The organism is Paenibacillus konkukensis (genome assembly GCF_023523925.1).
Lineage (GTDB): Bacteria > Bacillota > Bacilli > Paenibacillales > NBRC-103111 > Paenibacillus_S > Paenibacillus_S doosanensis.
In genome coordinates, this window is the sequence record NZ_CP027059.1 from 982,568 (window position 1) to 996,402 (window position 13,835).

The window sequence follows — 13,835 nt, forward strand, 5'->3', positions numbered from 1 at the left end:
CCCTTTCCCGATTAAAAATAACATTCTCTTCCATGATACTTCGTTTGCATTAGAGAAGCAACTTGCTCCGCGGAAGCCTCCCCCTGCCTTGCGCGCACCTGCTTGAACTGTGCTAAAATAGAATATAGAAAAGGAGAGGACAGCCATGCAAATTACTTTTACGGACCAAGCGGTCGACCAATTAGACAAATACCAAATTAACGAGAACGGGGAACTGAAGCTGGTATACGATTCGGAGGGCTGCGGATGCGCGGTCAGCGGCGTGCCGACCTTATGGATCGTGGACCGGGCGGGAGAACGGGACCTGCGTGCCGAGGGAACGCCTTACGAGCTGCTGTACGAGAAAAAGCACGAAGTGTTCTTCGAGGATCGGATGACGCTCGATTATGCGGACAACCGCGGGTACGTGCTCAAGAGCAGCGGACAAATCTACAACGCCAACATGCGTCTTATTGATAAAAGGGATACAACCGCAGGGTAAGATTCCCTCCGGTCATTCCCGACGGCAAAAAACAGCCGGACAGATTGCGCCGCCCCTTCAGGAATGAAGCGGAGCGAAGCCTGTCCGGCTGCTTGTCGTTCGCCTTAGTCTCCGGTTACGAGATCCAGCTTGCCTGTCGCCGGATCGATGATCAGCCCGTGAACGGGAATGTCCGGAACGAGAGGATGGTTTTTAATGACGTTGACGCTGTTTTTGACGCTTTCGGCTACGTCGTCGAAGCCGCGCAGCCATCTTTCGATATGCAGACCGGAATATTCCAGAGTTTGGAGCGTTTCTTCCTTAATCCCCCGCTCGATAAACTTCTTCTTCGTAGCCTCCGGATTCAAGTGGCTCATGCCGCAATCATAGTGGCCGATAACGAATACTTCGTCGGCGCCCAGCTCGTAGATCGCAACGATAATACTCCGCATAATGCCCCCGAACGGCGTCGACACGACGCCTCCCGCCGCTTTGATCATTTTGACGTCGCCGTTTTTCAAATTCATGCTGGCCGGCAGCAGCTCCAGCAGACGTGTGTCCATACATGTGAGAATTACGAACTTCTTATCCGGGAATTTGGATGTCAAATAAGGCTCGTACTTCTTTTCTGTCACGAAGGACCGGTTAAATTCCAAAATTTCATTCAGCAGCTTGCTCAATTGAATCTCCTCCCACCGAGTTCGTCTGTTTGGCTTGTCCGTTCTTTAAACGGGATTGGTTATCAAAAATAGGCCAGCCGATTTTCCCCTATTTCATTAACCTTATCTTTTTTTTCATAGATTTTCAAGATCCTTCATAAATTGAATGCGGTTCCACTGCAAATTCGTACCGAAAAACGTCTTAGGGCTGCGGCAGCTTCCCCTCGAGCAATCGGATCAGCCGCTGCTCCACATTGCCTGTGCGCCTCTGGTCGCCCGTGACCGGCGTATCCGCCTGAGCTTGCGGGACAGGCTCCGCCGCCTGGCCTTCCTCCTCGCGCTCCTGCCTCCTGCGCTTCTGAAACTCCTGCACCATCTTCTCGCGCTCCTCCTGGCTTAACCCGTCGAACGGCTTGGAATCCCGGGCAGCCTTCATCCGGGCATGCGCACGCTCACGATAATCGCTGACGAACCGTCTCTGCTCGTTCGTCAGCAGGTCGATGATGTCCTGCCGATCGGCTTGCGTGAGCTCTCCCGTTCTCGTGTTGCGCTGCACGACGGGCAGCATTTGCTCGGCTTGCTTCCTATTAATAGTAAGCTGAGCCTGCTTGTCCATCTGAACGAGACTTTGGAACAATAGCACCATGTCCCGCTCCATATCGCTTTGCACATCTTCCTCTTTCTGCACGGGGGCAAGCGAACGGGCGTCGGCCGCGGAATGATCCGGTTCGCATCCGCTAAGCATGGCTGCCACACTGATCACCAAGCCGATCGTACGCAAACAGCGATTGTTCATTAGCAGCCCCCCTTAATGACAAAATATCCCGCCTCTTTGCTATAGAGACAGGATACTGTGTAACTTTGATTAAATTATGCTTGATTTGTGAAAATTGTGTAAAATCATTCCGTCTCCTCGCTGAGCGGAAATTTCAATCTGAATTCCGTGCCTTCCCCGTACCGGCTCGTGACGGCGATCGTTCCTTTCATCCCGCTGACCAAGTGCTTGACGATCGTAAGTCCTAAGCCGGTCCCGCCCGTGGCCGTCGCTCTCGACGGCTCGACCTTATAGAACCGGTCCCATATCCGGTACAGCTCCTCCTGCTCCATGCCGATTCCCGTATCCTTAATCCGGATGACGGCTTCCTCCCCTTCTCTGCGCAGCTCCACAGTGACCGTGCCGCCAGGAGGAGTGAACTGCATGGCGTTATACAGCAGATTCTGCATAATTTGCACGAACCGGTCCTCGTCCAGCTCAGCCTTTACCGTCTCGCCCGGAGGTGGCAGCAGCTCCTTCAAAATCAACTGCTTTTCCTGCATCGGAGGCCGCATCAACGCCAGCACCTGGCTGACCGCTTCATTAAGCCGAATCGGCTGCGTCCGGAAGACGTCCACGCCGTTCTGAATCCGGGCAAGATCGAGCAGATCGTTCACGAGCCGCTGCAGCCGCTGCACTTCCTGATCGCATATTTTCAAATAATGCTCGTATTTATCCTGAGGAATAACCTTGTCGTTCATCGCCACGATAAACCCGCGCAAGGTCGTCAACGGGGAACGCAGCTCGTGGGAGACATTAGCCAGAAACTCCTGACGCGCATCCTCCCATTGTACGAGCTGATCCACCATGAAGTTGAAGCTTTTGGCCAGCTCCCCCACTTCATCCTCGGACGTAACCGGCACGCGGGTCGTGAAATCGCCCCCGGCCAGCTCCAGCGCCGCCCGGTTCATCTGCTGCAGCGGGCCCGCCAACTTGCGCGAGAGGATGAACAAAATGATCGCTACGGCGATCAAGGAGAAGATCAGCGGCACGATGATGTTCCAGCGGACGGCCGCCAGCGCCTCGCTCACTTCGAGCACGGGCACGTTCAGGAAAATGACGATAGGCTCCCCGTTCATCTGCGCCGGCGCGTAATAGGTCAAGAGTCCTTCCCGGGGCCGGTCGTCGAATTTGTACTGTCCGGCGACGAAGCCGCTCTGTCCTTTCAAGCCGTCGATGAATAAAGGGTCCATTTCCTTGGGAATGACGGTGCCCTCGCGTTCCGAGGAGCCGTTCAAGACGTTGCCTTTGGCGTCGATCAGCCATACCTGGCCGTTGATGCCTCTGGCGATCAGCCGGATGCCGAACCGCAGCTCCCGCGTGGAGATCGTTCCCTCCTGAACGGATGGCATCAGCTTGGACACTTCTCCGAACCGGGAGGAGAGCAGCTCCTTCTTATCCTTGTAAAATAAATCCGTAAAATAATTGTTCCAAAATAAGGCCAAGCCGAGAAAAAACAAAATGCACGTCGCCAAAAAGGACAGGAACAGCTTAATATAGAAGCTTCGGTACCACCGCTTAAGCATGACGGGTAACCTCGAAGGAATAGCCGATGCCCCACAGCGTTTGGATAGCCCATTCCGGATTGGCTCCGAGCTTTTTACGGAGATTTTTCACATGGGCGTCGACCGTGCGGGTTCCGCCGCTAAAATCGAAATTCCATACGTAACCGAGAAGGTCTTCCCGCGAATAGACCCTGCCCGGATTGGAAGCAAGAAAATGCAGCAGTTCGATTTCTTTGGGCGTCAGATCGACTCTTTCCCCGTTGACCGTCACTTTATATTGCTCGGGATCGATCATCAGCGAGCCGACGCGCAGCATGCTCTTGACCGTTCTGGACGCCTGGGCCGCCGCGGCCGTATGCTGCGACTGCGTCCGCCGCAGCACCGCCTTGATTCGGGCGATCAGCTCGTTCGGATCGAACGGCTTGACGATATAATCGTCGACGCCCAGATTAAAAGCGCGCAGCTTGTCGATCGATTCGCCCTTCGCCGTCAGGAAGATGATCGGCGTCTGCGAGATCGGTCCCGGGTCGCTGCGAATCTCGCTGCACAGCTCAAACCCGGATCGGTCCGGCAGCATCACGTCGAGCAGCACGATATCGGGAGTCTCCTCCCGGATCAGCTGCATCACTTCGCTGCCGCGATAGGCGATGAACGGCTCGTATCCGGCGTGCTCGAGATAGAGCCGGATCACCTCGACGATATTCGGCTCGTCGTCGACAACCGCCACCTTGCCGAGCTTCACGGCGTTCGTCATGGCTCCATCCCCCGCTGCCGCGCCTTCCGGGTCCGGCTCAGCTCCCGCTCGGCCACAACCGAGCTGCGATCCCGCAAACTATGCTTATGAATCAGATACGTGTCGGCCAGATCGCTCGGCCGCCTCCAGGTCAGTCCGCGTTCCGCGCAGCGCTCCACGCATTCCGCTTCCAGCCGGGGGTCCGAGAGAGGAAGGTCCAGGTCCTCGTACGCCGTCCCGGCACTTGCGATCTGTGCGAGCCGCTCCTTGAGCCGGCTTCTCATGAGATCCGCAGCGATGCCGAGCGCAGCCATTCCTTCGTCCGTCAACTGGTTCAGCGCGCTGCCCAGCATCTTCGACGCTCCTATGAGATTGTTTCTCCGTTGATGATACAGCCCTACGGCGACCTGGATCAAACCGACATAGCAGGAGGCGAGCGGGTCGCCCGGGCGCTCTTTCCAAAACTCTTCCATCACTTCATGGCATTCGAAAAAATCACGCTCCGCGTGAAAATAAATCAAATAATCGATATAAGCTTCAGGATAAGCTGACATGAAATAACCGCCTCTTGTAGGTAGAAAATAATAGAGCTTTTTTTTGCTCCCTCTATATTGTATCAAGAAGGGATAAAAACTGAAACCTTTGTCCAGATTATTCGTAGTAAGATTTAACAGCGGCAACAACAAAACATTTTTTGGAGGGTCAACCGTATGTGGAAAAAATTATCTCTCATCATGATGGCTTGCGTCATCGCCTTCTCGTTCAGCGCGGCGGGAACGGCAGACGCGGCAAAGGGCTCGTACAAATCCCCTAAGAAGAGCTTCAGTCCGAGCACGACGACGAACCAGACGCCTAACAGCGGCGCAAGCAGCAAAAACGAACCGGCCGCTTCGACGAAGACGAACACCGGGACGACAACGAACCCGACGTCGGCGACCAAGCCCGGATTTTTCGGCGGCGGCTTTATGAAAGGCATGCTGCTCGGCGGTCTGGCCGGTATGCTGTTCGGCGGCTTGTTCGGCAACATGGGCATGCTCGGCAATATTCTCGGCTTGCTGATCAACGTTATGGCGATTTTCGCTGTCATCGCTATCGTGATCAAGCTCGTTCAATATTTCCGCGAGAAGCGCAAATACAACGAACAGCCTAAACGCTACTAATACCATATTTGGAGAATGACGAGGTCGTTGCACAATGAGATTGTCGGAGCAAGATATCATTAACGCCATTTGCCTTCACATCGGCGAGCGCAAGCAGCTTCATCCAAGCCAGGTGGAAGTCGAGCTGATGTGGGACGAAGACTACGGGTTCTCCGCCGAAGTATTCGCGGAGGGACGAAGCCAGATTATTGTGGCGGCGAACATGCTCGAAGCGATCGAGCGGTATCTGCTGACGCAAATGAACATCCGCGTATTCCGCGATCAGATTGAGCTTAAGTTAGAAGACGAGATCGTGGCCGATATCGCTTAAATAATCGAATGATCCAACCCCCGTTCAAAGCCGGACAAGCCGCCGAACGGGGGTTTTTCTATGCCTGTTTGTCTTTCTACTATTTTCCTTCGCAACTTCTGCTAGGCTGGATGCGTTTAATAGGATAGATTTAGTAGAAAGAGGCTGATGCATGTTGAATCGCAAGACCATACTGATCGTCTCCGTCATGGCGCTGTCCTTCTCTTCCTTCGGTTCGGCCATGGCAGCGGACAAAACCTCGAAATACCGGGTTTATCAGGACGACCGCCTGATTCTCGAATCGTCGGATTACAAAACCGCGGAAAATTACGCCCGGCAGTTTTCCGACAGCCATGTGGAAGATATCGGCACGCGCCAGTGGCTGTGGAACAACTACCCCCGTTATAAAGTGTATCAAAGCGGCTACAGCAGCTCTGCCTGGGAATTCGCCACCTTGGATCAGGCTGTGCGCGAAGCCGCCAAATGGACCCATGCCAGCGTGCGCGACCTGCAATCGGGTGGCTGGGTATGGAACAACTACCCGAAATACCGGGTATACCAGGGCGACGCTACCATGGCTTCATGGGAGTTCGCCACTTTGGCCGAAGCCAAAGCCGAAGCGGGCAAATGGAGCAACGCCCATATCATCGACTTAAGCACTAATCAGTGGGTGTGGGATAATATTCCTGCAGCTGCCAAAGAAACGCTTCGCGCTTCGGGAAACAAAATCTATCATGTGTATCAAGGCGGCAATTCGATGGACGGCTGGGCTTTCTCCTATTTGGAAGACGCCGTTAACGAATCGCTCAAATGGTCCAATTCCACCGTCGTAAACAGCGAGAAAGGCAATAATGTCGTATTTTCCAACGTTAAGCAGTACAAGGTGTACCAATACAGCCAACTGCTCGATTCCTTCATCGATCTGGACGATGCGATTGCTTACGCCAAGCAGTACGCTCATACGAAAATCATTAACGACGATGCCTCCTCCTCCGGAAGCGGCCGTACGATCTGGTCTAATTATCCTTATTATCAAGTTTTCCAAGGAGAGACGTGGATTTCCGACTCCTCCAGCATCGCCAACGCGGTAAGCTATGCGATGAAGTACAGCAACGCGTCTATCCGGCTGCTCGATGACGGCACGAAGATTTGGGACAACTACAGCAAGCTTCAGTTCTGGGGCTGGAACGGCAGCTCCAGCAACGATACGATACGCAGCCAGGTGAATACGACCTCCGGTCTCGACGTCGTATCGCCGACGTATTTCACGCTCGCCGACGGCGCCGGCGGCCTGACCGACACTTCGAACAAAGATACGGTCGCCTGGCTTAAATCGCAAGGATATGCCGTGCAGCCGCTTGTCAGCAACCAGTTTGACGCGAACCTCACCTCCGCGTTTTTGGCTAACGCCGACGCGCAAACCAAGTTTATTCAAGCTTTGGTGAATAAGGGCGCGGAGCTCGGCGTGAACGGGCTGAACATCGATTTTGAAAGCTTGGCGGGCAAAGACCGCGCTGCGTTCACGAAATTCATCGCGAACCTGACCGCAGCCGCACATGACAAAGGCCTGCTAATCTCGATCGATCTTCCCCGGGGCAGCGTCAAGTGGAACGCCCAGACGGCCTTCGACCATGAGAAGCTGGGCGGGATCGTCGACTACATTATAACGATGACCTACGACCAATATTGGAAAGGAAGCACGGAGGCCGGTTCGGTCGCCGGGCTGCAGTGGGTCGAGGAAGGCATTCAGGAATTTCTCTCCTACGGCATTCCGAGAGACAAGCTCATTATCGGTATTCCGTTCTATGTCCGCGAATGGCAGATTGACGGCTCCGGCAATCTCGTGAGCAACCGGGCCGTCTTGATGAAAGACATGCCGGCGCTCATCGCCAGCAAAAACGCCAAATTGACATGGGACGAGCAGTTCAAGCAGTATCGGGTCGAATACAGCGAGGGCGGCTTCCAATACGTATCTTGGCTGGAAGATCAAGATACCGTCAAAGCGCGTCTGGAGCTTGCCAAGAAATACAATCTTGCCGGAGTCGCCGCATGGCGCTTGGGCTACGATACGACCGATTTGTGGAAGACGATGATTCAGGAAAAATAAGATTTATCCCTTAATGGACAAAGAAGGCCCCGATACGAGGCGGAATTGCTTTTCTCCGCTTACGTTTCGGGGCCTTTTGCCGTACGAACGATTTATGTTTACTTGGCGCCGACAGAATTGCGCTCTCTAAACTGCTTGACAGCCAGCGCCATATTGCGGAGCGAGGCAACGGTCTCCTCTACGCCGCCGCTTTTTCACCGCGTTTCTAGCGCTGCAGCTGCACAGCCAATGCGGTTCTTATCCATCGTTTGAAGTCTTTCAGATTGCGAGGAGCTTCCGCGCCCCGCCGCATCGCTTCAGGCAGCTCGTTCCATAGCTCCAGCAGCATCGGAAGCTCCAACCCTATGGCGCGAAGATCGTCCCCGCCTTCGAATACGTCCATCGGCGTGCCTTCCCGTACACAGCGGCCTTTATCCATCACAAGCACCCAATCCGCCCAGGCAAAGGCCAGATTCATATCGTGCGTCGCCATCACCACCGTGATGCCGTCTCGATGAATCCGCTCCAGCTCCTCCAGCAGCTGCTGTTCGGACTGCCTGTCCAAATAAGCCGTCGGCTCGTCGAGCAGCACAAGCTCGGGCTCAAGCACCAGCACGCCGGCCAGCGCGACCCGCTTCTTCTGCCCTAGGCTCAGCTGATGGATCGGCCGATCCGCCAGCGCCGCAAGTCCCATCGACGACATTATCGCCCCCGTGCGCCTTGCGATCTCCGGCTCGGGCACGCCCGCATTGCGAAGGCCGTAGGAAATATCTTCGCGCGGCGTGCTTAAAACAAGCTGCTGCTCCGGGTCCTGGAACACAAGGCCGACTCGTTCCCGCAGCTGCTTCAGGCTGCTCCGGCTATAGGAGAGCGGCTCGCCCTTCCACAGCATTTGTCCTGAAGCCGGGCGATGAATTCCTATCGTTTGCAGAAACAACGTCGATTTACCGGAACCGTTATGACCGCAGATCGCGGTCTTCTTCCCTTCCGGTATGCTTAAGGTCAGCCCTTCAAGCGCCTTCGCCTCCGTGCCGGGATAGCTGTAAACAACCTCTTGCGCCTGCATAATCGGCTTCATCGCATCCCCCTCCATCTCAGCCAGCATTCCGCTGCGATGAGCAGAACAACGCCGCCGTACATCTCCAGCTTGTACCGCCCCGGCATCGGCTCGGCCTCATAGGGAGCCATCCGGATGTCCTCCGTAAAGCCCCTGGAGATCATCCCGTTCGCCAGCCCCTGGTAACGCTGCATCGTCTTGCCGAACAGCCGCACGACAAGAACGGCCGTATCCTGCAATCTGCCGCGAAAGCCCTGCTGTCCTCCACGCGCCCGCTGCGCAACATAAATATCGTGCGCCGTATCGGCGAGCAAAAATAAAAAGCGGTACGTTATCAACATCAACTCCAGCACCAAATGAGGCACGCGCAGCTTGCGCATGACCTGGAACAGCTCCGTCATCGGCGTCGTCAAGATCAGAAACAGCGTCGCGGACAAACAGGCGAGAATGCGGACGAAGAGCTTCATCGCCAGATGGAGTCCGTTCCAGTTCAAATACAAGGTCATATGGGAAAAAGCGCCTACTATGATGCCATGCGTCATCTGTTGCGCGGAGCCCGCCGGTTCAATTTCCAGCAGCAGCACAGGCAGGCTCCCGATAAAAAACAGACAGGAGGCGCCTAAAAACGCCCCGTAATAGCGCAGCGGAATCTTCGCGTACCCGATCGTCCACACCAGCATCCAGCCGAATAGCGCGAGCTCAACGACCGGATGCGTCAGGTAGGCGAGGAAGACGAGAGCGGCGGCGAAGCCGCTTTTCCACATGGGCGGTACGATCCGCAGCTTGTTATTGTAAGATAGAACATCGATCGTTCGAATCATTGCGTCTTGGATTTAGCGGATTTTCCTTTGAACAAGCCGATCGTGTACCCGATAAATCCGGATCCGAGCGCAGCTTGCAAGGCGAACAGCATGCTCTCCGTCTCCGGCGGCGGCTCCAGCAGCGACGAGAACCACGGCTCGTAAGACGGCTGAAGCGTCTTGATCATATCCTCGGCGGCGTCATCCGCTCCTCCGAATTCTCCTTTTACGAAAAGAAGCGGAAGAACGGCCAATAACACCACAGCGATGAGAATCCATTTCGTACTGTTTTTCACGATTCTTTGACTCCTTTCATTTGGCGCTGCAGCAGAGCCAGCTCATTGGTGCTGTAAGATTGCAGCCAATTCCAGATCAATACGGTCAGCAAGCCCTCGCTGATCGCGAGAGGAATTTGCGTTATGGCGAAGATGCCGCCGAATTTCAGGAACGAAGCTGCAATGCCTCCCTGCTCCGCCGGGAATGCCAGCGCCAGCTGCAGCGAAGTGACGACATACGTAGACAGGTCGGCCAGGGCCGCCGCCGTGAAAATCGCCAGCTTCTGCTTGCCGGAGGCGTTCATCATCCAGCGATACACATAATAACCGACGACCGGACCGGCCAAGGCCATCGAGAAGGCGTTCGCTCCCAGCGTCGTCAAGCCCCGTGCGCGAGCAGCACCGCTTGGAACAGCAGTACGATCGACCCGAGCACGCTCATCGGCAGCGGGCCGAACATGACCGCACCGAGGCCCGTCCCCGTCGGATGCGAGCTGCTTCCCGTAACGGAAGGAATCTTGAGCGCAGACAGCACGAACGTAAACGCTCCGGCTAACCCCAGCATAATCTTCAGCTCCGGCGTCTCCTTCGTAATTTTCCTTAATGCGCGCAGCCCCAGGACAAAGAACGGAATGAACGCGACCCACCAGAAGATCGCCCATCCCATCGGGAGAAATCCTTCCATAATGTGCATGGCATAAGCGGATTCGGGCTCGTTGACGCTGAAGTACAGCACAAACCCGAGGACGAGGAGCAGCGTGCTCATCCATTTTTTTCTTTTCATTGCGAATACAACCTCCTGATCGATTGGTTTCGCGGGCAACAAGAAAAGACCAATCCGTCTCGAATTGGTCGTGGGTACGTATGAATAGACGACATCAGCGCTTAAGCTCCTGCCGTTTCACGATTCGTACACCGCTCCTTTCCGCGAAGGACTCTTGGTGCATAGTTAAATTAGGTAGGTCTCCTGGCTCACGGATCGCTGTCTTCTTTCGCCTTCCCCGGTGGGTTAACCCCGAGTGACGTGATGAAAGAAACTCCCCGTATACAGTGGCGGGACCGCTCGGGATTTGCACCCGATTCCCTGTTACCCTTTGTCTTCACAAAGGCACCTAATTTACGGAATGTACGGACAAAATGAACAAGCGAGACGCCATCCATGTGCAGGAGAGCCGCCGCCCTTCGTTCTATCCGCGATAAAACCTGCTACCAGCCCGGACAGCGAAGCTCCAAGACGTCGATTACGGTTTTATCCTATTCCATATGCAGTTCATGTAGTACAGACTTATGTGTTATTCGCTGCCCGGAGACAAACTCCTGCTTAGGTCCAAACTTTTTATGGCAATACCTGAAGAGGTGTTGACCCGAGCCATCGCGGTAAATAAGCAGAAATTCGTTCCGCCGCTACTCGTCCATCGGATCAGCTAACAGCTCGGCCAACTCGTCCACATCCGCCGTCGGCGACTGACAAGCGAAGTCCACGCAGACATAAGCCGTCGTTCGTCCCCCGATCGCCCGCTTGTCCTGAACGAGCGGAATGAGCTTCGCCGTCTCTTCCCCTTCCTCGCCCGCCGGCACCAGCACCGTCAGCGCATTCGGCCGGAAGCCGCTTCGTGCCGCTTCGATCATCTGCTGCGTTTCCATCGCGTCGCGCCTTCCCGCAATGACAATCTCGCTTGAAGGGCCGTAGGCCATGTCCAGCGCGATCAGGAACATCGCGTGCCCCGAAGGATAATGCTCGATCGCCCCGGCGAACGCTGCGAGCTGCGTATCCGCTATTCGCGACAGCTTGGCATCATAGGTCAGCTTGGCCAGCTTCTGCAAATTCATCGCCGCCACCGAATTGCCGGACGGCAAAGCTCCGTCGTAAATCTCCTTATTTCTTGTAAACAAAGCTTCGCCGTCGCTGCCGTAAAAATACAACCCGCCGCTTTGTTCGTCCCAGAACAGCTCCAGCATCTGCGCGTTCAGCTCAAGCGCCAGCTTCAAATAGCTCAGGTCGAACGTCGCTTCGTACAGCTCAATCAGCCCCCACACAAGGAACGCGTAGTCGTCCGCATACGCCAGATATGCCGCTTCGCCGTCGCGGTAACGCGCCAGCAAGCGCCCGTCCTCTCTCCTCATGTGCGATATAATAAACTGCGCCGCCTTGACCGCCGCCTGCAAATACGTCTCATTGCCGAGCGCCTTATACGCTTTGGCCATCGCCATGATGACCAGACCGTTCCATGAGGTCAATATTTTGTCGTCCTTGCCGGGATGAACGCGCCGCTCCCTCTGAAGGAACAGCTGCTGGCGGCAGCGTTCCGCTCGCTCCTGCCATTGCTCGGCCGTTCCCCCTTGAAGCCGGGCCGCCGTCTCCAAATCGCGTGCAATCAGGTTCGGAATGCTCTGCCCCTCGAAATTGCCTTCCGCCGTAATATCGTAGAGGGCGCAGTACCATTCTCCGTCCTCGGCCCCCAGGATGTCTGTGACTTCATCGGGGGACCATACGTAGAACTTGCCTTCCTCCCCTTCGGAGTCGGCATCCTCCGCCGAATAGAAGCCGCCCTCCGGATGCGTCATATCTCGTAAAATATAGGTAAACACTTGCTCGGCGACTCTCGCATACTTCACCTTGCCAGTCAGCTGGTAGGCTTCGATATACGTCCAGGCCAGCAGGGCGTTATCGTACAGCATTTTCTCAAAATGCGGAACAAGCCACCGCTCATCCACCGAATAACGGGAAAAACCGTATCCGATATGGTCGAACATTCCGCCGCGGGACATCGCATCCAGCGTTTTCTCCGCCATCCGCAGCGCCGCCTCCTTGCCGGTCCGCTGATAATAGCGAAGCAAGAATGACAAATGATGTGAAGTAGGAAACTTCGGCCTGTCGCCAAACCCTCCGTACTCCGGATCAAACCGCTGCTCGTACTGCTCGAACGCCTTATCCAGGACGTCTTCGGAGAGGGTCCCCTTCAGGTTCGACAGCATCGTCCTCTCGACCTCCTGAACGACCTGCTCACTCGTCTCGGCCAGCTTGTCCGGGCTCTCCTTCCATGCATCGGCCAGCTTCGTCAATATCTCCATCAGTCCGTGACGCCCATACCGCTTGCACTTCGGAAAATACGTGCCCGCGAAGAACGGCTTCTTCTCCGGCGTCATCACAATCGTCAGCGGCCATCCCCCCTGCCCGGTCAACGCCTGGCATACCGTCATGTATACATTGTCCACATCCGGCCGCTCTTCGCGGTCGACCTTGACGGCAATGTACTCACGGTTCAGCAGCTCCGCTACTTCCTGATCTTCGAAAGATTCTCTTTCCATTACGTGGCACCAATGGCAGGTTGACACTTTACACCCCAATTATTGTATATAGCCGAAGCTAGGAATAGCCTATACTTAAGAATACGGGTTTACTTTCCCGAGCAGCCTTACTGAAAGCTTCTTCTCCCCAAGGGAACCAGTCCACAGGATTATGAGCATGCTGCAGCAGGTATGGGCTTTTTTCATTGATCAAACGGTTAGTATATTTATGCTTAACTGTTTCATCATGCATAAATTAACAACTCCTATTTTCAAATTATATGATTAAATAAAGTATAGCCAATAAACATAGCAAAAATAAAGATGCTGTAGGAAAACCTATGCTTCTAGGCGTAATATTAATTCTTGATAGTTCTGAAGACTCATTCATGCAACGTACTTAAATAACACTTCCATCTTCACATTTTACAATCTTATAGGAGGCTTTTTCGGAAGCTGAAGGTTCTGCCCCCAAATTTGAGGGGAGCTTGTCGTCTTCCCCGTTTTGCGTAATCTGGCAAATCGCTGTTACCGGAATGTATGCAAATTTATGATTTACTTTATAGTAAGTGCAATTTTCTTATCTTGTTAAACTTCTTTATTTTTTCTTGCGACCGCCGCTTTTTCTTGTTCAACTGCTATCTAGGCAAGATCTTGATTTCCATTTGCCGCGCTAAACTCTATCCTTTCATAGGATACGTTTTTAGTA

General features: G+C 54.5%; 12 protein-coding genes, 2 pseudogenes and 1 riboswitch. Of the genes and pseudogenes, 4 read left to right on the forward strand and 10 right to left on the reverse strand.

The genetic code is table 11. From position 1 onward, the window contains the following. Positions 1–145 precede the first annotated feature (145 nt). A complete protein-coding gene (locus SK3146_RS04275) occupies positions 146–481 on the forward strand; it encodes an iron-sulfur cluster biosynthesis family protein (protein ID WP_249863909.1) in 336 nt (111 codons plus the stop codon). 104 nt (positions 482–585) lie between these two features. On the opposite strand, the gene SK3146_RS04280 is transcribed toward SK3146_RS04275, so the two are convergent. The 5 genes from SK3146_RS04280 to SK3146_RS04300 all read right to left on the reverse strand — a co-directional run bounded on the left by SK3146_RS04280 (position 586) and on the right by SK3146_RS04300 (position 4,725). Next, the gene (locus SK3146_RS04280) at positions 586–1,140 is read right to left on the reverse strand and encodes a beta-class carbonic anhydrase (RefSeq protein WP_249863910.1); all 555 of its coding nucleotides are present in this window, start codon (positions 1,138–1,140) and stop codon (positions 586–588) included. A 181-nt stretch (positions 1,141–1,321) separates the two neighbouring features. After that, positions 1,322–1,915, reverse strand: a complete 594-nt coding sequence (locus tag SK3146_RS04285; protein ID WP_249863911.1) for a hypothetical protein — start codon at positions 1,913–1,915, stop codon at positions 1,322–1,324. Between the two features lie 104 nt (positions 1,916–2,019). Then, positions 2,020–3,459: a HAMP domain-containing sensor histidine kinase gene (locus SK3146_RS04290; RefSeq protein WP_249863912.1), complete on the reverse strand. Its 1,440-nt coding sequence runs from the start codon at positions 3,457–3,459 to the stop codon at positions 2,020–2,022. Further along, complete coding sequence (locus SK3146_RS04295; protein WP_249863913.1) at positions 3,452–4,192, reverse strand: response regulator transcription factor; 741 nt, start codon at positions 4,190–4,192, stop codon at positions 3,452–3,454. The genes SK3146_RS04290 and SK3146_RS04295 overlap by 8 nt, the downstream gene beginning before the upstream one ends. Next, positions 4,189–4,725 (reverse strand): DUF309 domain-containing protein, encoded by a 537-nt coding sequence (locus tag SK3146_RS04300; protein ID WP_249863914.1) that lies wholly within the window; start codon positions 4,723–4,725, stop codon positions 4,189–4,191. The genes SK3146_RS04295 and SK3146_RS04300 overlap by 4 nt, the downstream gene beginning before the upstream one ends. A gap of 156 nt (positions 4,726–4,881) precedes the next feature. Between SK3146_RS04300 and SK3146_RS04305 the strand changes: the two genes are divergently transcribed. The 3 genes from SK3146_RS04305 to SK3146_RS04315 all read left to right on the forward strand — a co-directional run bounded on the left by SK3146_RS04305 (position 4,882) and on the right by SK3146_RS04315 (position 7,727). Then, on the forward strand, positions 4,882–5,331 hold the full coding sequence (locus SK3146_RS04305) for a hypothetical protein (RefSeq protein ID WP_249863915.1): 450 nt from the start codon (positions 4,882–4,884) through the stop codon (positions 5,329–5,331). A gap of 34 nt (positions 5,332–5,365) precedes the next feature. Beyond that, positions 5,366–5,641, forward strand: a complete 276-nt coding sequence (locus tag SK3146_RS04310) for a YxcD family protein (protein ID WP_249863916.1) — start codon at positions 5,366–5,368, stop codon at positions 5,639–5,641. Between the two features lie 151 nt (positions 5,642–5,792). Beyond that, complete coding sequence (locus SK3146_RS04315; protein WP_249863917.1) at positions 5,793–7,727, forward strand: glycosyl hydrolase family 18 protein; 1,935 nt, start codon at positions 5,793–5,795, stop codon at positions 7,725–7,727. A 205-nt stretch (positions 7,728–7,932) separates the two neighbouring features. On the opposite strand, the gene SK3146_RS04320 is transcribed toward SK3146_RS04315, so the two are convergent. The 5 genes and pseudogenes from SK3146_RS04320 to SK3146_RS04340 all read right to left on the reverse strand — a co-directional run bounded on the left by SK3146_RS04320 (position 7,933) and on the right by SK3146_RS04340 (position 13,379). Then, the gene (locus SK3146_RS04320) at positions 7,933–8,784 is read right to left on the reverse strand and encodes an energy-coupling factor ABC transporter ATP-binding protein (protein ID WP_249863918.1); all 852 of its coding nucleotides are present in this window, start codon (positions 8,782–8,784) and stop codon (positions 7,933–7,935) included. After that, on the reverse strand, positions 8,781–9,584 hold the full coding sequence (gene cbiQ / locus SK3146_RS04325) for a cobalt ECF transporter T component CbiQ (RefSeq protein WP_249863919.1): 804 nt from the start codon (positions 9,582–9,584) through the stop codon (positions 8,781–8,783). Before cbiQ ends, SK3146_RS04320 begins: the two co-directional genes overlap by 4 nt. Further along, on the reverse strand, positions 9,581–9,859 hold the full coding sequence (locus SK3146_RS04330; protein WP_249863920.1) for an energy-coupling factor ABC transporter substrate-binding protein: 279 nt from the start codon (positions 9,857–9,859) through the stop codon (positions 9,581–9,583). Before SK3146_RS04330 ends, cbiQ begins: the two co-directional genes overlap by 4 nt. Beyond that, positions 9,856–10,622, reverse strand: a pseudogene (locus tag SK3146_RS04335) (energy-coupling factor ABC transporter permease). The gene SK3146_RS04330 and the pseudogene SK3146_RS04335 overlap by 4 nt, the downstream one beginning before the upstream one ends. A gap of 156 nt (positions 10,623–10,778) precedes the next feature. Further along, positions 10,779–10,969, reverse strand: a riboswitch (cobalamin riboswitch). Between the two features lie 273 nt (positions 10,970–11,242). Next, positions 11,243–13,379, reverse strand: a pseudogene (locus tag SK3146_RS04340) (thioredoxin domain-containing protein). Positions 13,380–13,835 lie beyond the last annotated feature (456 nt).

What these genes read in the sequence shown, in the direction of transcription:
- SK3146_RS04275 (WP_249863909.1), top strand. Translation starts at nt 146, where the DNA reads ATGCAAATTACTTTTACGGACCAAGCGGTCGACCAATTAGACAAATAC.
- SK3146_RS04285 (WP_249863911.1), bottom strand. Translation starts at nt 1,915, where the DNA reads ATGAACAATCGCTGTTTGCGTACGATCGGCTTGGTGATCAGTGTGGCA.
- SK3146_RS04290 (WP_249863912.1), bottom strand. Translation starts at nt 3,459, where the DNA reads ATGCTTAAGCGGTGGTACCGAAGCTTCTATATTAAGCTGTTCCTGTCC.
- SK3146_RS04295 (WP_249863913.1), bottom strand. Translation starts at nt 4,192, where the DNA reads ATGACGAACGCCGTGAAGCTCGGCAAGGTGGCGGTTGTCGACGACGAG.
- SK3146_RS04300 (WP_249863914.1), bottom strand. Translation starts at nt 4,725, where the DNA reads ATGTCAGCTTATCCTGAAGCTTATATCGATTATTTGATTTATTTTCAC.
- SK3146_RS04305 (WP_249863915.1), top strand. Translation starts at nt 4,882, where the DNA reads ATGTGGAAAAAATTATCTCTCATCATGATGGCTTGCGTCATCGCCTTC.
- SK3146_RS04310 (WP_249863916.1), top strand. Translation starts at nt 5,366, where the DNA reads ATGAGATTGTCGGAGCAAGATATCATTAACGCCATTTGCCTTCACATC.
- SK3146_RS04315 (WP_249863917.1), top strand. Translation starts at nt 5,793, where the DNA reads ATGTTGAATCGCAAGACCATACTGATCGTCTCCGTCATGGCGCTGTCC.
- SK3146_RS04320 (WP_249863918.1), bottom strand. Translation starts at nt 8,784, where the DNA reads ATGAAGCCGATTATGCAGGCGCAAGAGGTTGTTTACAGCTATCCCGGC.
- cbiQ (WP_249863919.1), bottom strand. Translation starts at nt 9,584, where the DNA reads ATGATTCGAACGATCGATGTTCTATCTTACAATAACAAGCTGCGGATC.